Source organism: Verminephrobacter eiseniae EF01-2 (assembly GCF_000015565.1).
Lineage (GTDB): Bacteria > Pseudomonadota > Gammaproteobacteria > Burkholderiales > Burkholderiaceae_C > Acidovorax > Acidovorax eiseniae.
The window spans coordinates 1,657,420-1,677,463 of the sequence record NC_008786.1 but is presented as its reverse complement, the minus strand read 5'-3'; the positions used below and the strand labels follow the sequence as shown (position 1 = coordinate 1,677,463).

The 20,044-nt window shown below is 65.8% G+C and carries 18 protein-coding genes; 9 read left to right on the top strand and 9 right to left on the bottom strand.

From position 1 onward, the window contains the following. Positions 1-8: 8 nt before the first annotated feature. The 7 genes from VEIS_RS07300 to VEIS_RS25760 all read left to right on the top strand — a co-directional run bounded on the left by VEIS_RS07300 (position 9) and on the right by VEIS_RS25760 (position 9,233). Positions 9-1,706, top strand: coding sequence for an ATP-binding protein (locus VEIS_RS07300; protein WP_011809266.1), 1,698 nt, complete (start codon positions 9-11; stop codon positions 1,704-1,706). Between the two features lie 11 nt (positions 1,707-1,717). Beyond that, a complete protein-coding gene (locus VEIS_RS07295; RefSeq protein WP_011809265.1) occupies positions 1,718-3,220 on the top strand; it encodes a sigma-54-dependent transcriptional regulator in 1,503 nt (500 codons plus the stop codon). Beyond that, complete coding sequence (gene ampD / locus VEIS_RS07290; RefSeq protein WP_011809264.1) at positions 3,204-3,803, top strand: 1,6-anhydro-N-acetylmuramyl-L-alanine amidase AmpD; 600 nt, start codon at positions 3,204-3,206, stop codon at positions 3,801-3,803. Before VEIS_RS07295 ends, ampD begins: the two co-directional genes overlap by 17 nt. A 228-nt stretch (positions 3,804-4,031) precedes the next feature. Further along, the gene (locus VEIS_RS07285; RefSeq protein ID WP_011809263.1) at positions 4,032-6,938 is read left to right on the top strand and encodes a ribonucleoside-diphosphate reductase subunit alpha; all 2,907 of its coding nucleotides are present in this window, start codon (positions 4,032-4,034) and stop codon (positions 6,936-6,938) included. Positions 6,939-7,064: 126 nt separating this feature from the next. Continuing rightward, on the top strand, positions 7,065-8,264 hold the full coding sequence (locus VEIS_RS07280) for a ribonucleotide-diphosphate reductase subunit beta (RefSeq protein WP_011809262.1): 1,200 nt from the start codon (positions 7,065-7,067) through the stop codon (positions 8,262-8,264). A 161-nt stretch (positions 8,265-8,425) separates the two neighbouring features. After that, positions 8,426-8,749 carry a hypothetical protein gene (locus VEIS_RS28375; protein WP_157048430.1) on the top strand — a complete coding sequence of 108 codons (324 nt, stop codon included), beginning with the start codon at positions 8,426-8,428 and terminating at the stop codon, positions 8,747-8,749. A gap of 13 nt (positions 8,750-8,762) precedes the next feature. Continuing rightward, on the top strand, positions 8,763-9,233 hold the full coding sequence (locus VEIS_RS25760) for a histone (RefSeq protein WP_407831814.1): 471 nt from the start codon (positions 8,763-8,765) through the stop codon (positions 9,231-9,233). A gap of 87 nt (positions 9,234-9,320) precedes the next feature. On the opposite strand, the gene VEIS_RS07270 is transcribed toward VEIS_RS25760, so the two are convergent. From VEIS_RS07270 to VEIS_RS07240, 7 genes are all read right to left on the bottom strand, one after another. After that, entirely contained in the window at positions 9,321-10,217 is an 897-nt protein-coding gene (locus VEIS_RS07270; RefSeq protein ID WP_011809260.1) for a carbohydrate kinase family protein, read from the bottom strand. 123 nt (positions 10,218-10,340) lie between these two features. Next, positions 10,341-11,366, bottom strand: coding sequence for a zinc-ribbon and DUF3426 domain-containing protein (locus VEIS_RS07265; RefSeq protein WP_041949874.1), 1,026 nt, complete (start codon positions 11,364-11,366; stop codon positions 10,341-10,343). A 40-nt stretch (positions 11,367-11,406) separates the two neighbouring features. Then, positions 11,407-12,303 (bottom strand): 50S ribosomal protein L11 methyltransferase, encoded by an 897-nt coding sequence (prmA, locus tag VEIS_RS07260; protein WP_041950627.1) that lies wholly within the window; start codon positions 12,301-12,303, stop codon positions 11,407-11,409. A gap of 23 nt (positions 12,304-12,326) precedes the next feature. Next, on the bottom strand, positions 12,327-13,676 hold the full coding sequence (gene accC, locus VEIS_RS07255; protein WP_011809257.1) for an acetyl-CoA carboxylase biotin carboxylase subunit: 1,350 nt from the start codon (positions 13,674-13,676) through the stop codon (positions 12,327-12,329). Positions 13,677-13,691: 15 nt separating this feature from the next. Next, positions 13,692-14,144 carry an acetyl-CoA carboxylase biotin carboxyl carrier protein gene (gene accB, locus VEIS_RS07250; RefSeq protein ID WP_011809256.1) on the bottom strand — a complete coding sequence of 151 codons (453 nt, stop codon included), beginning with the start codon at positions 14,142-14,144 and terminating at the stop codon, positions 13,692-13,694. A gap of 88 nt (positions 14,145-14,232) precedes the next feature. Further along, on the bottom strand, positions 14,233-14,802 hold the full coding sequence (locus VEIS_RS07245) for a TlpA family protein disulfide reductase (protein ID WP_011809255.1): 570 nt from the start codon (positions 14,800-14,802) through the stop codon (positions 14,233-14,235). Further along, positions 14,802-15,398 carry a hypothetical protein gene (locus VEIS_RS07240; protein ID WP_011809254.1) on the bottom strand — a complete coding sequence of 199 codons (597 nt, stop codon included), beginning with the start codon at positions 15,396-15,398 and terminating at the stop codon, positions 14,802-14,804. The genes VEIS_RS07245 and VEIS_RS07240 overlap by 1 nt, the downstream gene beginning before the upstream one ends. A 72-nt stretch (positions 15,399-15,470) precedes the next feature. Here VEIS_RS07240 and mpl point away from each other — a divergent pair, with 72 nt between their 5' ends. Continuing rightward, positions 15,471-16,946, top strand: coding sequence for a UDP-N-acetylmuramate:L-alanyl-gamma-D-glutamyl-meso-diaminopimelate ligase (gene mpl / locus VEIS_RS07235; protein WP_011809253.1), 1,476 nt, complete (start codon positions 15,471-15,473; stop codon positions 16,944-16,946). Positions 16,947-17,180: 234 nt separating this feature from the next. Here mpl and VEIS_RS07230 read toward each other — a convergent pair whose 3' ends face one another. Beyond that, positions 17,181-18,212: an aromatic ring-hydroxylating oxygenase subunit alpha gene (locus VEIS_RS07230; RefSeq protein WP_011809252.1), complete on the bottom strand. Its 1,032-nt coding sequence runs from the start codon at positions 18,210-18,212 to the stop codon at positions 17,181-17,183. A gap of 299 nt (positions 18,213-18,511) precedes the next feature. Here VEIS_RS07230 and VEIS_RS07225 point away from each other — a divergent pair, with 299 nt between their 5' ends. Next, positions 18,512-19,183 (top strand): histidine phosphatase family protein, encoded by a 672-nt coding sequence (locus tag VEIS_RS07225; protein ID WP_049774044.1) that lies wholly within the window; start codon positions 18,512-18,514, stop codon positions 19,181-19,183. A gap of 19 nt (positions 19,184-19,202) precedes the next feature. On the opposite strand, the gene VEIS_RS07220 is transcribed toward VEIS_RS07225, so the two are convergent. Then, positions 19,203-19,811 (bottom strand): hypothetical protein, encoded by a 609-nt coding sequence (locus VEIS_RS07220; RefSeq protein WP_011809250.1) that lies wholly within the window; start codon positions 19,809-19,811, stop codon positions 19,203-19,205. Positions 19,812-20,044 lie beyond the last annotated feature (233 nt).

Sequence of the window (20,044 nt, the reverse complement as noted above, 5' to 3'; positions counted from 1 at the left end):
CCATGCCCATGTCCGCCGGCCATCCTTCGTCCATGGTGGATGCGCCGTTCGTGCGCCTCTGGCACGGCTTTCTGACCGGGCGCGTGATGGTGGCGCTGGCGCTGCTGGTCCAGCAAGCCGCCGGGCAGGTCATCCACCAGGGCGTCGAGCCAGCGGTGCTGGCGGTCTGCGCGGCCTATCTGGTGGCCACCGTGCTGCTGCGCGCGCTGGCCCGGTGGGGGCCGCCAGCACCCGGCGCAGGCATCCAATGGCTGCCGACGATCGGTGTGGATCTGGCAGCCATCACGGCGCTGCAACTGCTGCACGCGGGCATGATGAACTACACGCCGCTGTTCGGCCTGCCGATCCTGATGGCCGCCGTGCTGGGCACGCTCACGCTGGCGCTGGGCACCACGGCGGGCGTGACCTTGCTGCTGCTCGGCTGGGCCTGGTGGATGAGCAACGGCAGCGCCGGTGACGACGTGCAGCGCTACCTGCAAAGCGCGCTGACAGGCTCCGGTTACTTCATCGTCAGCTACCTGGTGCACCAACTGTCCATCCGGCTGGCGCGCGAGCAGGAATTGGCGCAGCAAAACCGGATCGCCGCCTATGTGCAGACCCAGATCAGTGCGCTGGTGATACAGAACCTGACCGATGGCGTGCTGGTGGTCGATGAAAACCACATGGTCCGCGTTGCCAATCCGGCCGGGCTGCAACTGCTCGGCCGTGGCGCGCTGCCCGGACGACTGCCCTTCATGCTGGCCGCCAGCGCCCCCTGGCAGCCCTTGGCCACGCTGGCGGAGCGCACCTTTCGCAGCGAACAACCGCAGACCGCAGAAGCGGACCTGCTGCACCCGGGCCAAAGCCCTACCGGTCTGTATGTGCGCACCTGGCTGACCTCGACCCGCAAAGCCGCGCAGCAAACGCGCACCGAGCGGCTGTGCGTGATGTTTCTGCACGATTTGCGCGAGATGCATGCGCGCCTGCGCACCGAAAAGCTCGCCGCCATGGGCCGCATGTCGGCCGCCGTGGCCCATGAAATCCGCAACCCGCTGGCGGCCATCGTGCAGGCCAATGCGCTGCTCGAAGAAGACCTGCACGACCCGGCGCAAAAACGCCTGGCGCGCATGGTGCAGCAAAACGCCGACCGGCTGGCGCGCATTGCCGAAGAAGTGCTGGACATTGCCCGCGTCCAGCACCAGATCAGCCATGCCCCGACGGCCACCGTGCCGCTGGATGAAACCGTCGCCCAGATATGGCAGGACTGGCAGGCCCAGGACCCGGTGCTGCGCCGCGCGGTGGTGACGCTGGCCACGCACGACACCCAGGTCGAGTTCGACGCCGAGCATCTGCGCCGCGTGCTGGTCAACCTGCTGGACAACGCCTTGCGCCATATGGGGTCGGCAAGCGACTCGCTGGCGATCACGACGCGCGTTACCCGGGTGGGCCAGGCCAGCCTGCAAATCTGGAGCGACGGCGCACCGATGGACAAGTCCGTGCAACGCCACCTGTTCGAGCCTTTCTTTTCCTCGGAGAGTCGCTCCAGCGGACTGGGCCTGTACATTTGCCGGGAGCTATGCCAACGCCATGGGGCGGCCATCAACTACCAGCGGGTCAACCGCAACACCTTGCGCGGCGAGATCGGCGGCAACGCCTTCATCGTGGGTTTTCGCCGCACCACCCGCCCCGCCGACACCTCCACCTTGTTCGACACCATCGTGGTCTGAACCGCATCGCCATGAACGCCCCGACTGCTTGCATACTTGTCGTAGACGACGAACCCGATCTGCGCACCCTGTACGAACTGACCCTGCTGCGCGAAGGCTATCGCGTCGAGACCGCCGCCAGCGTGCAAGAAGCGCGCGAGCAGATCAAGGCCAATCGCTTCGATGTCGTGATCGCCGACATGCGCCTGCCCGACGGGTTCGGCATGGAACTGCTGCAAGACCTGCGCGAGCAACAACGCCGTGAGCGCTGCGTGGTCATGACCGCCTACGGCTCGGCAGAAAATGCGGTCGAGGCACTGCGCTGCGGCGCCTTCGACTACCTGACCAAGCCGGTGGATCTGCGGCAGTTCCGCTCGGTGGTGGCCTCGGCGGTGCAAGGCACCGGGGGCGTCGTGCCAGTCCGGCGCAGCGGCCCCAGCCATGGCCGGCAGCCATCGGCCAGCATCGAACCGCCGCCTGCGGCTGGAGCGGGCGCCGCGCTGGAGCGGCTGATAGGCGCATCGCAAGCCATGTGCAACGTCCGGCAACGGGTGGCCAAGATTGCACGGGGCATGGCGCCGGTGCTCATCCATGGCGAATCCGGCACCGGCAAGGAACTGGTGGCCCAGGCCCTGCACGCCAGCAGCCAGCGTGCCGACGGCCCGCTGATTGCCGTGAACTGCGGGGCGATCCCGGAAAACCTGCTCGAAGCCGAATTCTTCGGCGCCCGCAAAGGCTCCTACACCGGCGCATTCCAGGACCGCGATGGCTACTTTCAGGCGGCGCGCGGCGGCACATTGTTTCTGGACGAGATTGGCGACCTGCCGCTGGTGATGCAGTCCAAGCTGCTGCGCGCCATACAGGAGCGCAGCGTGCGCTCCCTGGGCTCGACCCAGGAGGAGACCGTCGATGTGCGCATCGTCAGCGCCACCCACCGCGACCTGGCCGCCGATGTGCGGGCGGGCCGCTTTCGCCAAGACTTGTACTACCGGCTGAATGTGATCGAGATCGTGATCCCCCCGCTGCGCGAGCGGCGCGAGGACCTGCCCGCACTGTGCAACGCGCTGCTGCAACGCATCGCCCAGGAATCCGGCATGCCGCTGCCCGCATTGACGGAACGCGCGTTGAACGCGATTGCAGCCCATCCGCTCAGGGGCAATGTCCGGGAACTGGAAAACCTGCTGCACCGCGCAGTGGCGCTGAGCGATGGCCAGGAGTTGCAGGTCGACTGGCCCACCGCCAAGGCGTCCGGCGCGACCCCCGATCTGCCGGCCCGGACATCGCAATCGCAGGACCCGCTCGCACGGAACAACGCCGGCTCCACGGTGCCGCTGCCGAGCGACTTGCAAGCCTGGCTCGACCAGCATGAGCGCGAGATACTGGTGCGCGCACTGCGCGAATCGCGCTTCAACCGGAGCGCGACCGCCGTCCGGCTGGGCATCAGCATGCGCCAGATCGGCTACCGCATCAAGCGCCTGAACATCGCCGTCCCGAACGATCAAGAGCCTCCAGAGCCACATGGCGGCATCGACTGAAGCCCTGCCGGATGCGGCCGGCCCATGGGAAGGCGGCTGGCACCGCTTCGCCCCAAGACTGCCGTCACCCAACCATGGCCCGCGCCCGGCACCAGGCAACCCGGTCGACCTGATCGTGCTGCACTCGATCAGCCTGCCGCCGGGCGAGTTCGGCGGCACGGCGGTGCAGCAACTGTTCACCAACCGGCTGGACCCGCAGGCCCATCCCTACTACCAAAACCTGCGCGGCCTGCAGGTCTCCGCGCATTTTTTCATCACCCGCAGCGGCCAGCCGCAACAGTTCGTCGACTGCGATCGGCGCGCCTGGCATGCAGGACAGTCGTCCTACCGTGGGCGCGGCCAGTGCAATGACGACTCGATCGGCATCGAACTCGAAGGTCTGGAGGGCCTGCACTTCGAGCCTGCCCAGTACCGGACATTGGCCATGCTGTGCCGGGACATTGCGCTGCGCTACCCGATAGCACATATCGCCGGCCACCAGCATATCGCGCCGGGGCGCAAGCAGGACCCCGGCCCCGGGTTCGACTGGGCGCAGTTGCAGCGCGCGCTGGGCTGGCCCCGACACTGCTTTCCGAAGGACTGAAGCGCCCTGCGTGCCGCCTGCGGCGTCCCTGGCGCGGCACGGCGGCGTCCGAAGCCTCTGCCCTGGCGCGTTGGCCTCTCCACACTACAGGTAGTGTCTTGAACAGCTCGCAGACACCATATATAGTGTCGCCGGGCACCAGGCCCGGCGCCTGACCCACCGCCACACGGTGATGCACATGCTGCGGGCGCGCTCGAACACCAGACCACGGAAAGAGGATTTTTCCCCATGCAAGCCGCTTTGCACAAGCCTGCCACCGCCCACACCCTGCCTGCCGATGTCCAGGCCAAGCCAGCGGCAGCCCCCGACCATGCGCTCGAGCATTACCAGATCATGCGCCGCAATGGCGCCGTGGTGCCCTTTCAGCCGCAGAAGATCGCGCTGGCGATGATGAAGGCCTTTCTGGCCGTGCACGGCACGCAGGGCGCGGCATCGGCCAGCGTGCGCGAAGTCGTCGACGGCCTGACCCAGACCGTCACCCGCGCCCTGATGCGCTCGCGCCCGGGCGGCGGCACCTTCCATATCGAAGATGTGCAAGACCAGGTGGAACTGGGCCTGATGCGCGGCGGCCACCACGAAATTGCCCGCTCCTATGTGCTGTACCGCGAGCGCCGCACCCAGGAGCGCTCGCGCCAAGGCAGCCCGCAGCAGCCCGCAGCCGCCTTGCTGCATGTGCTCGATGCAGGCGTGCGCGTCGCGCTCGATCCCGCGCGCCTGCAAGCGCTGATCGAATCGGCCTGCGTCGGCCTGGGTCCCGACGTGAAGGCCGACCCCATCGTGGCCGAAACCATGCGCAACCTGTATGACGGCGTGCCGATGGACGAGGTCTGCAAAGCCGCCATCCTGGCGGCGCGCACGCTGATCGAAAAAGACCCCGACTACAGCTACGCCACCGCCCGCCTGCTGCTGCACACCATCGTGCGCGAGGTGCTGGGCAGCGATGTGCCCCAGGCCCAGATGGCGCTGGCCTATGGCGACTACTTTCCCCGATTCATCAAGAAGGGCGTGGACAACGGCCTGCTCGATGAACGCCTGCTGCAATACGACCTGCAACGCCTGGGCGCGGCCATACGGGCCGAGCGCGACCTGAAGTTCGACTACCTCGGCCTGCAAACCCTGTACGACCGCTACTTCCTGCATGTCCGCAAAACCCGCATCGAACTGCCCCAGGTCTTTTTCATGCGCGTGGCCATGGGTCTGGCGCTCAACGAGGTCGAGCGCGAAGCCCGGGCCATCGAGTTCTATGAAGTGCTGTCGTCCTTCGACTTCATGTCCAGCACCCCCACGCTGTTCAACAGCGGCACGCTGCGCTCGCAGTTGTCGAGCTGCTACCTGACCACGGTGCCCGACGATCTCGACGGCATCTACGAGTCGATCAAGGAAAACGCGCTGCTGTCGAAATTCGCCGGCGGTCTGGGCAACGACTGGACGCGCGTGCGCGCGCTGGGCAGCTACATTGCCGGCACCAACGGCGAATCGCAAGGCGTGGTGCCGTTCCTGAAAGTGGTCAACGACACGGCCGTGGCGGTAAACCAAGGCGGCAAGCGCAAAGGCGCAGTCTGCACCTACCTGGAAACCTGGCACCTGGACATCGAAGAATTCCTGGAACTGCGCAAGAACACCGGCGACGACCGCCGCCGCACGCACGACATGAACACGGCCAACTGGATTCCCGATCTGTTCATGCACCGCGTGATGGAAAAAGGCCATTGGACGCTGTTCTCGCCATCGAGCGTGCCCGACCTGCACGAATTGTTCGGCGCCGACTTCGAGAAAGCCTATGTGGCCTATGAGGAGCAGGCCGCCCGTGGCGCGATCGGGCCGGCCCGGACGGTGCAGGCCACCGACCTGTGGCGCAAGATGCTGACCATGCTGTTCGAGACCGGCCATCCCTGGATCACGTTCAAGGATGCCTGCAACCTGCGCTCGCCCCAGCAGCACGCGGGCGTGGTGCATTCGTCGAACCTGTGCACCGAGATCACGCTCAACACCAGCGACAGCGAAACCGCCGTGTGCAACCTCGGCTCGGTCAACCTGTTGCAGCATTTGAAAGACGGCCAGATCGACCACGACAAACTGCGCCAGACCATCACGGTGGCGATGCGCATGCTCGACAACGTGATCGACATCAACTACTACGCCGTGCGCAAGGCGCGCGACTCGAACCTGCGCCACCGTCCGGTGGGCCTGGGTGTGATGGCTTTCCAGGACTGCCTGTACGAGTTGCGCATTCCATACGCCTCGCAGGCGGCCGTGGAATTTGCCGACCAGTCGATGGAAGCGATTTGCTACTACGCCTACTGGGCCTCGACCGAACTGGCCAAAGAGCGCGGCAAATACCTGAGCTACGAAGGCTCGCTGTGGGAGCGCGGCCAGTTGCCGCTCGACACCCTGGACCTGCTCGCCCAGGCCCGTGGCGATTACTTGCAAGTCGATCGATCGTCGCGGCTCGACTGGGATGCGCTGCGCCAAAAAATCGCGCAAGACGGCATGCGCAACTCCAACTGCGTGGCCATCGCCCCGACCGCCACCATCTCCAACATCGTCGGTGTCGATGCATCGATAGAACCATCGTTCGGCAATCTGTCGGTCAAGTCCAATCTGTCGGGCGAGTTCACCGTGATCAACGCCGGCCTGGTGCGCGATCTCAAGCGTCTGGGCCTGTGGGACGAGGTGATGATCATGGACCTCAAGCATTTCAAAGGCTCGCTGCACCCGATAGACCGCGTGCCGCAGGACATCAAGGCGCTGTACTCCACGGCCTTTGAAGTCGACCCGCAGTGGTTGGTGGAAGCCGCATCGCGCCGCCAGAAATGGATCGACCAGGCGCAGAGCCTGAACATCTACATGGCCGGAGCCTCGGGCAGAAAGCTCGACGAGACCTACAAATTGGCCTGGGTGCGCGGCCTCAAGACCACCTACTACCTGCGCACGCAAAGCGCCACCCATGTCGAGATGAGCACCGTGAACACCGGCCAGCTCAACGCCGTTTCCTCGGGCCCGCATGGCGACGCCTTCGGCGCAGCGGCCACATCCACGCCCATGTCCACGGCAGCCGCACAGGCGGGCGACCGGCCGGCCACCGACATCGCGTTTTGCGCCCTCGACAACCCCACATGCGAAGCCTGCCAATGAACCGCCGGGCTTGCCGCCCATCCGCTGCCCGGCCCATTGCCGCGAAGCAACAAAACCGTGCCGTGCAACGCCTGGGCGCTTTTCTTTTAGCAGCACTGCTTTCATAATCCAACCACTGGAAAATCTATGTTGACCTGGGACGAAGAAGTCAAGCCCTCAGCGCAGAACCGATTCGACGGCGGTCTGAGCAACAGCCGCCAGGCGAGGCAAGCGCCGCTGTCTTTCCAGACCACCACCACATCACGCCCGGCCACCGGCATCGCCCCCGCCAGCAGCGGCACCCGACACCAAGCCCCCGACGCAGCGCAGCGCCGTGTGAACGCGGCCGACAAGCGCATCATCAACGGCCAGACCGATGTCAACCAACTGGTGCCGCTCAAGTACAAATGGGCCTGGGAAAAATACCTGGCCAGTTGCGCCAACCACTGGATGCCGCAGGAAGTGAACATGACACGCGACATCGCGCTGTGGAAAACCCCGGGCGGACTGAGCGATGACGAGCGGCGCATCATCAAGCGCAATCTGGGCTTTTTCGTCACCGCCGACTCGCTGGCGGCGAACAACATCGTTCTGGGCACCTACCGCCACATCACCGCTCCCGAGTGCCGCCAGTTCCTGCTGCGCCAGGCTTTCGAGGAAGCCATCCACACCCACGCCTACCAGTACATCGTGGAGTCGCTCGGGCTCGATGAGAGCGAGATCTTCAACGCCTACAACGAAGTCCGGTCGATCCGCGACAAGGACCAGTTCCTGATCCCCTTCATCGAGGCGATCATGGACCCCCACTTTCACACCGGCAGCGCAGCCAACGACCAGACGCTGCTCAAGTCGCTGATCGTCTTTGCCTGCCTGATGGAAGGCCTGTTCTTCTATGTCGGCTTCGCGCAGATCCTGGCGCTGGGCCGCCAAAACAAGATGACCGGTGCTGCCGAGCAGTACCAATACATACTGCGCGACGAGTCGATGCACTGCAACTTCGGCATCGACCTGATCAATCAGATCAAACTGGAAAACCCCCTGCTCTGGACGACTGCGTTCAAGGCCGAGATCGAGGCGCTGTTTCTTCAGGCGGTGGAACTGGAATATCGCTACGCCGAAGACACCATGCCCCATGGCGTGCTGGGCATGAATGCCTCGATGTTCAAGGGCTACCTGCGCTACATCGCCAACCGCCGCGCCACGCAGATCGGGCTGGAGACGCTGTTCCCCCAAGAAACCAACCCGTTCCCGTGGATGAGCGAAATGATCGACCTGAAGAAGGAGCGTAACTTCTTCGAGACCCGGGTCATCGAATACCAGTCCGGTGGTGCGCTGTGCTGGGACTAGTGTCGCATCATCGATCATCTGTCGGTCCGCGCTGGCCATCGAAGCGCCTCGCGGCGTTGCATCGCTTGCCAATACGCTCGGTATTGGCCGCGCGATGCGCCTTGCGCTGCGCTCCGATGGCTGCGCGCAGCCTACGACATCTGATCGGTGACGTGACTCTAGTGTCGCGCCACCGATCATCTGTCGGTCTGCGCTGGCCATCGAAGCGCATCGCGGCGTTGCATCGCTTGCCAATACGCTCGGTATTGGCTGCGCGCTGCGCCTTGCGCTGCGCTCCGATGGCTGCGCGCAGCCTACGACATCTGATCGGTGACGCGACACTGGCGGCCGAGGCTTTTTGCCCCACCACCATGGGTTTGTACACCACGCCCTGCACGGACAGCGCTGTCGCGCGGTGCCGTGTGGGGCGTTTCCGTGTTCATGGGGGTAGTCCCCATGAATCGCTTGCTGTCCACAGCAGACAGCAGGCGCTCTTTGCTCATTGATCCCAAGGAGAACATGATGGCAACTGCGAAAAAACCGGCCACCAAAAAGGCCGCCCCTGCGAAGAAAGCGGCCACCGCAAAACCGGTAGCAACGAAGAAGGCGGCTGCACCAGCGGCCAAGAAGGCCGCCGCACCGGCAAAAAAAGCCGCTCCCGCCAAGAAGGTAGCCGCCGTAAAGAAGGCCATGCCTGCCAGCAAGGCAGCGGCACCGGCCAAAAAGGCCGTGGCAGCGAAGAAAGCAGCGCCGGCTGGCAAGACTGCGCCGGCAAAGAAGGTCGCCGCACCGGCCAAGAAAGTCGCGCCGGCGAAGAAGGCCGCCGCGCCGGCAAAGAAGGCCGCTCCCGCGAAAAAGGCCGCCGCGCCAGCCAAGAAAGCTGCTCCGGCCAAGAAGGCCCCCAAGGCGCCTGCGCCCGCTCCTGCGGCGGCACAGACGACGCTCAGCCCCCAGGCCGCCTGGCCTTTCCCTACGGGCAACAAGCCGTAATCCCGGCCTGCCAGGCACTGCGTGGATGGAGCGGATTGCACGCTCGACCCGGTGCTTGCGCACCGGGTTTTTTCTTGCCGGCTGGCATTACGCGACAGCGAAATCCAGCCGGTAGCCCTGTGACCCGCTGTGCGCAATCTTCAGCGCACCGACACGGTTGCCCAACGCGGCGCAGCGAACCAGAGGCCAGCCTTTTTCCAGACCAAACAGCAGGGCGCCACGCCAGGCATCGCCACAGCCGGTGGGGTCGACCACCAAGGTCGGCGGCACCGCCGGCACATGGGTTTTGGCGCCGTCGATCCAGACCTCGCAGCCCTGTGCGCCCAGGGTCACGACCAGGCCCCGCACCTTGCGCGAGATGTCGGCCAGACTGCGGCCCGTGCGGTCGCACAGCAGCTTGCCCTCGTAATCGTTGACGGTCACCCAGGATGCCTGCTCGATGAAATGGGCCAGCTCTGCGCCATCGAACATCGGCAACCCCTGACCGGGATCGAACACAAAGGGAATGCCTGCGGCGACAAACTGCGCCGCATGTTGCAGCATCGCCTCCCGCCCGTCGGGCGCAATGATCCCCAGGCTCACGCCGGCCGCAGGCCCGATGCGGTTGGCATGCGCCTGCACCATTGCGCCCGGGTGAAAGGCCGTGATCTGGTTGTTGTCGCGGTCGGTCATGATCATGGCCTGCGCGGTATGCCGGTCCGGCACCTGCCCCAGATAACGACAGCTGATGCCCAATGACTCCAGGCGTTGCAGGTAGTCGCTGCCGTCGCTGCCGAGCATGGCCATCGGCAGGGGCTCGCCGCCGAGCAACTTCAGGCTGTAGGCAATATTGCCGGCGCAGCCGCCAAAATCGCGGCGCAGCACAGGCACCAGAAAGGACACATTCAGCACATGCAACTGCTCGGGCAGTATCTGCTGGGCAAACCGCCCCTCGAAAGTCATGATGGTGTCGAACGCCAGGGAACCGCAAATAAGGACAGCCATAGTCGATCAGTCGGTGGGAAAAAACCCATTCGATCCTTGAATCATCCGTGCGCTTTGCCGGCCTCGCTTGCCGTGCATCCGTACTGTCTGCGCTGCGCGTTCACGGACGATTCAGAAATGGAATCAGGGATAGAAAGCGAGCAGCCGGTACCCCGTCACGCGCGCGCCGCCAGTGGTCACGATCACCGGCAGCGTTGCGCTCCACTCGCCATGTGCCGCCAGTTCTGCCGGGGCCGACAGGTCCACGGGTAGCAGCACGCGCCGCAGCACGGGCTGGTCCTGGATGTCGGTCAGCGTCAATTCGACCGCCGGCATGGCCAACGGGATGGCGGCCCGGCTCTTGACCGTCAGGGCCAGTTGGTAGCTGTCGCCCCGGCCCTTGTTGAACGAAGAACTGTCGATGACCACATCGGCAATCTGGCGCTGCGGGGCCAGCGTGCACTGCAAGGGCCGGCACAGTGCCATCAGCCACGGCCGCGCGCGGGCGTCGATGGCCGCGATGCGATCACGCTCATGAACCACGATCTGCACGGCCAGCCCCAGGCCAGCCAGCCCGATCAGCAGCAGCAAAACGGCGCGCACCACCGGTTGGCGCCAGAAGGCCTGGCGCCGTGCAGCAAGCACAAAGCCGGGCTGCGGCTCGGGCGGTATGTCGTGCTCGCCGGGCCGGGTTGGCCGTGCCGTCGTTGGGCGCTCATCGGGCGCCAATGCCGACGCGGCAGGCTTTTTGATCGGCGGCGGCAACGGGGCAGCGGCCTGTTTCGGGGGGACCGAGGGCGCATCGGACCTGGCTCTGACAGGCGCCGTGCGGGGCGCAAGCGACGGGTGCGCAGCCTTCGCGGGCTTGGGCAAAGGAGGTGCCGCCGCCGGTTGCGACGCCATGGCCGCCGTTGGCTGTGGCGCCACAGCAGCCACCGGTTGCGGTGCCATCGCAGTCGCGGGTTTCGGCGCCATGGCAGCCGCCGGCTGCGGCATCACGGCGGCCGTCGATGGCTGCGCTGCGGCGACCACCGCCGGCTGCAAATACGCCGAGGCGTCGAACACCTGCTTGCATTGGCCGCAGCACACCCATCCTTGCGCGATGCGCAATTGGTCTGCGACCACCTTGAATGCAGTGGCGCAGTTCGGGCAGCGAGTGATCTGGCTCATCAGCGTGGCATTGTAGGGGGCGCCTGCGGCGCGGCGCGGCTCAATGCCTGCGGGCGGTCATCAGGATCCAGCCGTCTTCGGCGTCGGTCACGGTCAATGCCAGCCAGGGCGCATAGGCCTGTTTCAGCACCTGCGCCTGCCGCTCCAGAATGCCGGCCAGAACCAGTCGACCGCCGGGCGCCAGATGGCCACAGAGCAGGGGCGCGAGTACCCGCAGCGGCGTGGCAAGAATGTTCGCCAGCACCGTTTGATACTCCCCCCGGGCCTGCTCGGGCAGACCGGCATGCAGTTGCACCGCGTTGGCCTGCGCGTTCCGGGCCGTGGCCTGCACCGCTGCCGGGTCGATGTCGACCGCGTCTACGTCCCTGGCGCCGAACTTGGCCGCAGCCAGCGCCAAAATGCCTGAGCCGCAGCCATAGTCCAGCACCCGGCCCAGTGGCTGGCCTTCGGGCGCGCCCTGGCCGGCGATCCAGCGCAGGCACATGCGCGTGCTGGGGTGGGTGCCGGTGCCGAAGGCCAGGCCGGGGTCGAGCCGCAGGCTGTGCACCGCCTGCGCCGGCAGCGCATGCCAACTGGGCACGATCCAAAATTGCGCCGTGATCTCCACCGGGGCAAACTGCGCCTGCGTCAGCCGCACCCAGTCCTGCTCGGCCACCGGCGTGATGCCCAGCGGCTGGCAGCCGGCAAAAAAATCCTGCACCCCCAATAGCTGCTGCGCCTGGCGCGCCGCCGCTTCGGTGGAAAACAGCGCGCACACGCGGCTGCGCTGCCAGCCAGCCCGGGGCGGGGGCAGGCCAGGCTCGCCGAACAATGCTTGCTCGGCGCCGGTCCGGGCGTCGGCATCCTCGACCGAGACGCTCAGCGCGTCGAGCGCCTGCAGCGCATCGCTGACCGGCTCGATCCGCGCCTCGGGGCACAGCAAACCGAGCTCGAACAGCGCAGGTGTTTCGGACAAGATGCTCACCGCTGACGCTGCGACAACCACTCTTCCAGGTAATGGATATTGGTGCCACCGGCCATGAACTTGGCATCGATCATCAGCTCGCGGTGCAGCGGCACATTGGTGCTGATGCCTTCGATCACCGTCTCCGACAGCGCCGTGCGCATGCGCGCCAGCGCCTGCTCGCGGGTGTCGCCATGCACGATGATCTTGCCGATCATCGAGTCGTAGTTGGGCGGCACAACGTAGTTGGTGTAGGCATGCGAGTCCACGCGCACCCCCGGGCCGCCGGGCGGGTGCCAGGTGGTGATGCGCCCCGGCGAGGGCGTGAACCGGTACGGGTCTTCGGCGTTCACGCGGCATTCGATGGCATGTCCACGGATCTGGACCTGGCGCTGGGTCATGGGCAGTTTCTCGCCGGCGGCCACCATGATCTGCGTCTTGACGATGTCCACGCCGGTGATCCATTCGGTCACCGGATGCTCCACCTGCACGCGGGTGTTCATTTCGATGAAGTAGAACTCCTCGTTTTCGTACAGGAACTCGAAGGTGCCCGCGCCGCGATAGCCAATCTTCTTGCAGGCCGCCACGCAGCGCTCGCCGATCTTTTCGATCAGTTTGCGCGCGATGCCCGGTGCCGGCGCCTCTTCGATCACCTTTTGGTGCCGGCGCTGCATCGAGCAATCGCGCTCGCCCAGATAGACCGCGTTGCGGTGCTTGTCGGCCAGGACCTGGATTTCGATATGGCGCGGGTTCTGCAGGAACTTTTCCATGTACACCGCAGGATTGCCGAACGCGGCACCGGCTTCGGCCTTGGTCATCTGCACGGCGTTGACCAGCGCCGCCTCGGTGTGCACCACGCGCATGCCACGGCCGCCGCCGCCGCCGGCGGCCTTGATGATCACCGGGTAGCCCACGGCCTTGGCGATGCGGCGAACCTGCACCGGGTCATCGGGCAGTTCCCCCTCGGAGCCGGGCACACAGGGCACGCCGGCGCGGATCATGGCCTGCTTGGCAGACACCTTGTCGCCCATGCTGCGGATCGACTCCGGCGTCGGGCCGATGAACTGAAAGCCGCTCTTTTCCACGCGCTCGGCAAAGTCGGCGTTCTCGGACAGGAAACCGTAGCCGGGGTGGATGGCTTCGGCATCGGTGACTTCGGCGGCCGAGATGATGGCCGGCATGTTCAGATAGCTCAGCGGCGACGGCGCAGGGCCGATGCAGACCGCTTCTTCGGCCAGTTTGATGTACTTGGCTTCACGGTCTGCCTCGGAGTAGACCATCACCGCCTTGACCCCCAACTCGTGGCAGGCACGCTGGATGCGAAGCGCGATTTCGCCACGGTTGGCGACAAGAATTTTCTTGAACATGGGCGCCTTATTCGCTTATTCGATGACGAACAACGGTTGCCCGTATTCGACGGCCTCGCCGTTTTCGCCGAGAATGCGGGTGATCGTGCCCGACTTGTCGGCCTCGATCTCGTTGAGGATTTTCATGGCCTCGATGATGCAGATGGTCTCGCCCTCCTTGACCTGGCTGCCCACTTCGACAAAGGCCTTGGCGCCGGGGCTCGACGATCGGTAAAACGTGCCCACCATGGGCGACTTGACGATATGGCCGGCGGGCGCCGCAGCCACTGGCGGGGCGGGCAGTTCCGCCACCGGGGCCGCAGCGGCGGCGGGCGCAGGGGCCGGCATGGCGGCCGGCGCATGTTGCGAGAGCATGGCGGCGCCGCTCTTGACGATGCGGACCTTGCCTTCGGCCTCGGTGATTTCGAGTTCCGAGACATTGGACTCGGACACCAGGTCGATCAGGGTTTTGAGTTTTCGCAGATCCATGGGCGCTCCGACGGCGGTGACTGAAGAGGGCGCGAATTTACTCCAATCCCGCCCTATCGCCGTCATCCGTGCGCATTTTTCGTGAACTTCAGGCGGCCCACTGCCGCAACTCCTGCGCCGTCAGCGGCCCCGATTTGCGTTCTCGCACCCGCCCCTGCCGGGCGTCCAGCACCACGGTAAAGGGCAGGGCGCCGCTCGGATTGCCCAAAGACCGGCTCAGATCGGCGCCACCCAAACCCGCCAGTCCGACCGGAAATTCCAGCGGCGTGTGCTGCAGGAAGCGGCGCACGGATGCCGGTCGATCAACGGCCAAACCCAGCACTTGCCAGCCCCTGGCGGCATGTTCACGGTAAAAGGCATTGAGCATCGGCAGCTCTTGCACGCAGGGCGGGCACCAGGTGGCCCAAAAGTTGATCAGCAGCGGCCGGCCGGCAAAAGACTTCAGCACCAGCACCCGGCCCTCGGGCGTATCGAATTGCAGACCCCACAGTGCCTGCTCGGCACCGGACGGCCCGGCCCATGGCGCAAACCGCCAGCAGGCCAGGCCGCCGAGCGCGGCAGCGCCAGCAACGCCGGCATACAGCAGGCGGCGCCGCGCAGCAGATGCGGGCGCGCATTCGGGCGATTCAGATGCTTCGGGCGCTCCAGGCGGGGTCATCACACCATCGGCTCCTGTAGCAGGCGGCGCACGGCCGCCATGTCAGCGCGCGGGGGCCGGCCTTGGGTGTCGGGGCGCAGGGCGCCGCGCAGTTCATCGAGGTCATGGATCAACAGATGCACGCCGACCATCTCATGGAGCACGGGCGATGGGCAGCTCAGGCTCAGGGCCTCGACCGATCGCCGATGAAAGCCCGGCACCGTGCGCGGTTCGTAGTCCACATGGTGATCTATCAGCGCTATCTCGGCGGATTTGGGATCGTCACAAAACAGGTGCAAATAGATATCCGACGAGCGCGTGGCCGTGCCATACCAGACTGAGCCCCCCAGATAGGGGCGAAAGACCGCCATGCGCTCCATCCAGACCAGTGCCAGTTGCCGCAGCGCGCGCAACTCGCGCGGCTGCGTGTCGGCGCAGGACAGCCGGATGAACTCCCGCACTGCCGCCTCGACCTGATCGTTGTCGGGCAGCGGTGTGCGGGCCGGCAGTCCCATCTGGCGCAGCGCCCTGCGCTTGGCAGGCCCCCATTCAAGCCCTTCTTGCACCACCAGGCGGGCCGCAGTGTGGGCAATGTCGGCGCTCAACGTGGTGTGCATGGCAGTGGGGGACAGCGCAAGAAAGCGCCATTGTGGCTTGCGCCGCTGCACCCGACCATAAAATCTGCGCCCATGCACATTCACATACTGGGCATCTGCGGCACCTTCATGGGCGGTCTGGCAGCGCTCGCGCACGCGGCGGGCCACCGGGTGACGGGTTGCGACGCTGGCGTCTATCCCCCGATGAGCGAGCAGCTCAGTGCACTGGGCATTGATTTGATCGAGGGTTTTGGCGCCGACCAGTTGGCGCTCAGGCCCGACATGTTCGTGATCGGCAACCTGGTCAGCCGCGCCCGGCAGCCCGACGGCAGCCCGAAGTTCCCGCTGATGGAAGCCATCCTGGATGCCGGCCAGCCCTACACCAGCGGCCCCCAGTGGCTGGCCGAGCAACTGCTGCCGGGGCGCCATGTGCTGGCCGTCGCGGGCACCCACGGCAAGACCGGCACCAGTTCGATGCTGGCCTGGATACTGGAATGCGCGGGGCAGCAACCGGGCTTTCTGATCGGCGGCGTGCCGCTGAACTTTGGCCTGTCTGCCCGGCTCGGCGCGCCGCAACGCCCGCTCCCGGCCCCTGCCCCGCTGGGCGCGACGCCGCTGTTCGTGATCGAGGCGGACGAATACGACACCGCCTTCTTCGACAAGCGCAGCAAGTTCGTGCACTACCGGCCCCGCACGGCGGTGCTCAACAACCTCGAATTCGACCACGCCGACATCTTTGCCGACCTGGCCGCGATCGAACGCCAGTTCCACCACTTGGTGCGCACCATGCCGGCATCGGGCCGCGTGGTCGTCAACGGACTGGATGCAAGCCTGGCCCGCGTGCTGCAGATGGGCTGCTGGAGCCAGGTGACCCGTTTCGGCGTGGACACGATGAGCGCCTTCGGCGCGGAAGGGACAAGCGCCTTCGGCGCAGAAACGATCAGCGCCTTCGGCGCCGAAGGCCCCCCCCAGTCCTTCGACGTAACGCACCAAGGCCAAAAGCTGGCCCGCGTCGAATGGGCGCTGACCGGTGTGCACAACCAGCTCAACGCGCTGGCCGCCATCGCCGCCGCGCAGCATGTGGGCGTGGACCCCGGGCAGGCCGCAGCGGCCCTGGCCACATTCCGCAACGTCAAACGGCGCATGGAACTGCGCGGCATCGTCGGCGGCGTTGCCGTGTATGACGACTTTGCCCACCACCCGAGCGCGCTGCGCACCACCCTGGACGGGCTGCGCCGCAGCCTGGGCGCCGGAGCGCGCATCCTGGCCGTGTTCGAGCCGCGCAGCAACACCATGAAACTGGGCACGATGAAAAGCCGGCTGCCATGGGCGCTGGAACCGGCCGACCTGGCGTTTTGCCTCACCGCAGGACTGGATTGGGACGCCGCACAGGCGCTGGCCCCGCTGGGCGTAGGCCCCGGCCTGCGCGCGCAGACCGCCCCCGATAGCGCCACGCTGCTGGCCCAGGTCACGCAAGCGGCCCGCCCCGGCGACCATGTGGTGTGCATGAGCAATGGCGGCTTTGACGCAATGCCCGCCAAGCTGCTGCAAGCACTACAAAAACAATAGCTGCCGGCGATTGCCCCACCAGCGCCGGTGGCTGATCTCGTGCTTCAGAGGTCGGGCATCAATCGTCGGCTGCGTGCGTCCGAGCCACAGGGCCGCAGGGCAAGAACGGCCCGTTGCAGGTCTTTTCTGCGCCGGTCAGAGATATCTATCTGGCGGCGCTCCGCTTCAAGAGCGCCTCCCGCGTGACCATGCCCGGAGCGTTTTCGGCGCGGCCACTCTGAGCACCCAAAGCGCTCAGGCCCCCAACTCTGCCGCCATCATGCGCTCGATCACGCGGCGCGACTGCACGCCGCCGGCGTCGATGTTGAGCGTCAGCAACTTGCGCTCGGGGTAGTGCAGCAGGTTTTGCTGCTGCATTTCCAGCATCTGCCGGTCTTCGGCAAAGATTTTGCCCTGGCCCTCCCGGATCCGGGCCGTGAGGGTCGGGTCTTGCGGGTTGAAGTGGCGCGCCATGCCCCAGAAGTAGTGGATCGAGGTCTCGGTCTCGGGGGTGATGAAGTCCACCACGATGCACGCAACCTTCTTGTCGGCCGCAGCCTCATGGCCACCGAGGCCCGCCAGCGCCACGCCCACCTCAATCAGCACATGGCTCGGCGGCGTGAAGTGGCAGATCTGCCAGCGGTCTACCGGCTGGTCGTCGGGCAATCCGTTCATGCGCAGCGCCATCTGCCAAAAAGGCGGCGCCTGTATGCCTGGCATGAAGCGGCTGGTGATCACCTCGTCGCCCGCCATGTGCGTCTTGCAAGGCGCCTCGTCGATCTCCTTTTGCCCGATGCTGCTGGCATGCACATAGGTCTCGTGCGTCAAGTCCATCAGATTGTCGATCATCAGCCGATAGTCGCAACCGATGTGGTAGCGGCCGCCGCCAAAAGCCCACTCGGGGTTGTCGGCCCAGTGCAGATGCACGATCCTGGCGGGGTCGGCCAGCGCGGCATCGCCCGGCCAGACCCAGATGAAGCCGTAGCGCTCGACCACCGGAAAGCTGCGCGTGCGCGCAAAACCCTGCACCCGCTGGCCGGGCATCGACAGCGCCCGACCGTCGCACCCCACCCGCAGGCCGTGGTAGCCGCAAGTCAGTTCGCCGTCGCACACCCGGCCCAGTGACAGCGGCGCGCCGCGGTGGGGGCAGAAGTCTTCCAGCGCGGCGACCCGATCCGGCGCGGGGCGATAGAAAACGATGGGCTGGCCGCACACCTTGCGGCCCAAGGGCTGCTCGGCAATCTCGTCGGGCGTGCAGGCGACATACCAGGCGTTCTTTGGATACATGTTTGTCTCTCCGGTCGTGGGGCAGAACCTGCCATCGGCCCTGTATGCCCGATTGTGCAAAAGCCCCCGGCGGCTGTACACACAAGAAACCGGAACAACAGATATCGCGGCTTGGCATACTGCGCAAGCCCCCGTCCTGCACAGCGCTGCGGCGCCTGCCGCGCGGGTTTCGAACGGCCCGCCACCCCTGCCCTGTCGACCGCAGTGGTTATCAAAATAATAGCTGATGGCGCTTTGTTCATAGGCATCAGAGCGTAAAGCTGCTTGCACTGACGGACATGCATTCGATAATGCGCTGCATGACCGAACTGATCCTGATCCGCCACGGAGAGACCGACTGGAACCGCGAACTGCGCTTTCAGGGGCAGGTGGATGTGGCCCTCAATTCCCTGGGCCATGAGCAGTCCCGCCGCCTGGCCGAACGCCTGGCCGCAGAGCGCCCGGTGGTAGACCACCTGATCTGCAGCGACCTGGTGCGCACCCGGCAGACAGCGCAGCCGAGCCTGCAGGTGCTGTTTCCGCAGGCCTGCATCGAAACGCTGACCGACAGCAGCTTGCGCGAGCAGGACTTTGGCGTGGTCGACGGTATGCGGGTGGACGACATCAAGGCCGCGCACGCCGACGCCTGGGCCCGATGGCTGCGCTTCGATGCCGACTCCGGCATGCCCGGCGGCGAGACCACGCGCCAGTTCCACACCCGCGTGATGGGCGCCGTGCGCCGCATCGCGCAGCAACATGCGGGCAAGACGGTGCTGGTCGTGACCCACGGCGGCGTGCTGGACATGATCTGGCGCACCGCCCATGGCCAAGGGCTGGCCGGCCCGCGCCAGAGCGACATCCCCAATGCGGGCCTGAGCCGCGTGCGGGTCGATGGCGATGCGCTGCAAGTGCTGCACTGGGCCGACACCCGGCATCTGGCGGATCTGCCCGCACAGCCGGTGTACGACCAAGCCAGACTGCTGGTGCGCTGATGGCGGGCGCCGCCGCCGTTCAGCCGCCGCCGATCAGCGCCAGATAAGCCTTGCGCGTCTGCGCCGACACCGACGCGATCAACTGCCCATGCGGTGTCTGATGGTGCGCCAGCATGCGGGCCGTGGCCACCGCCTTGGATTTGCAAAACCAGTGGCAACTGTGCTGCATCAAAAACAGCTCGGCCGTCATCATGTAGGCCCGCTCCTTGGGCGACAGATGATCGGTGTTGTGCACCACATGCGCAATGCCACGGGCGTGGATGGACAGCACCCGGCGCATGTCGAAGGTCCGTCCGGGGAAAATCTTTTCGGCAAACGGAATCGGCAGCGCCAGGCGGCTGACATGGGTGTGGGCCTTGTCCACTTTGGCAAAGTCGGCGGCAAACAGGTCAAACTGCTCGCTCAGCTGTGACTCGGTGGTGCCGAGCAGACTCCAGATCTGGCTGCGCCGCTCATCGGTGCTTTCACCCAGGGCGCGCAGATAGCCATCGGTCAGGGCTTGCATCAGCTGCTCGATCTGGTAGTTGGCCAGATGGCGGCCCAGCAGCACGATGCGCTTGCGCTGCTCCTTGGCGTTGAGCATGAAGGTGCCGGCGGCAATCAGGATTGCCAGGATCAAGAGGTCCATGCGGAGGTCATTGGTTCAAGTGTTGGCATCTACTGCGACCGCTGCCGCAGCGGGCAGCGCCTGAACCGGTGATTCTAATTTTTATACCCCGGCACCGCTGCGCCCGTTCGGGGACTCCCCATGGACCCTAAGCCCTTCTCTGAAGCGCAACCTGACCTGTGAATACGGTCCTCAGTCGCGATTTCTCATACAGCAGACCAGACGCTGCCAGCACCCCGAACAGTGCATAGCCC

What these genes read in the sequence shown, in the direction of transcription:
- VEIS_RS07300 (WP_011809266.1), top strand. Translation starts at nt 9, where the DNA reads ATGTCCGCCGGCCATCCTTCGTCCATGGTGGATGCGCCGTTCGTGCGC.
- ampD (WP_011809264.1), top strand. Translation starts at nt 3,204, where the DNA reads ATGGCGGCATCGACTGAAGCCCTGCCGGATGCGGCCGGCCCATGGGAA.
- VEIS_RS07280 (WP_011809262.1), top strand. Translation starts at nt 7,065, where the DNA reads ATGTTGACCTGGGACGAAGAAGTCAAGCCCTCAGCGCAGAACCGATTC.
- mpl (WP_011809253.1), top strand. Translation starts at nt 15,471, where the DNA reads ATGCACATTCACATACTGGGCATCTGCGGCACCTTCATGGGCGGTCTG.
- VEIS_RS07295 (WP_011809265.1), top strand. Translation starts at nt 1,718, where the DNA reads ATGAACGCCCCGACTGCTTGCATACTTGTCGTAGACGACGAACCCGAT.
- VEIS_RS07230 (WP_011809252.1), bottom strand. Translation starts at nt 18,212, where the DNA reads ATGTATCCAAAGAACGCCTGGTATGTCGCCTGCACGCCCGACGAGATT.
- VEIS_RS25760 (WP_407831814.1), top strand. Translation starts at nt 8,763, where the DNA reads ATGATGGCAACTGCGAAAAAACCGGCCACCAAAAAGGCCGCCCCTGCG.
- VEIS_RS07225 (WP_049774044.1), top strand. Translation starts at nt 18,512, where the DNA reads ATGACCGAACTGATCCTGATCCGCCACGGAGAGACCGACTGGAACCGC.
- accC (WP_011809257.1), bottom strand. Translation starts at nt 13,676, where the DNA reads ATGTTCAAGAAAATTCTTGTCGCCAACCGTGGCGAAATCGCGCTTCGC.
- VEIS_RS07265 (WP_041949874.1), bottom strand. Translation starts at nt 11,366, where the DNA reads ATGAGCCAGATCACTCGCTGCCCGAACTGCGCCACTGCATTCAAGGTG.
- VEIS_RS07220 (WP_011809250.1), bottom strand. Translation starts at nt 19,811, where the DNA reads ATGGACCTCTTGATCCTGGCAATCCTGATTGCCGCCGGCACCTTCATG.
- VEIS_RS07270 (WP_011809260.1), bottom strand. Translation starts at nt 10,217, where the DNA reads ATGGCTGTCCTTATTTGCGGTTCCCTGGCGTTCGACACCATCATGACT.
- VEIS_RS07285 (WP_011809263.1), top strand. Translation starts at nt 4,032, where the DNA reads ATGCAAGCCGCTTTGCACAAGCCTGCCACCGCCCACACCCTGCCTGCC.
- VEIS_RS07245 (WP_011809255.1), bottom strand. Translation starts at nt 14,802, where the DNA reads ATGACCCCGCCTGGAGCGCCCGAAGCATCTGAATCGCCCGAATGCGCG.
- VEIS_RS07240 (WP_011809254.1), bottom strand. Translation starts at nt 15,398, where the DNA reads ATGCACACCACGTTGAGCGCCGACATTGCCCACACTGCGGCCCGCCTG.
- accB (WP_011809256.1), bottom strand. Translation starts at nt 14,144, where the DNA reads ATGGATCTGCGAAAACTCAAAACCCTGATCGACCTGGTGTCCGAGTCC.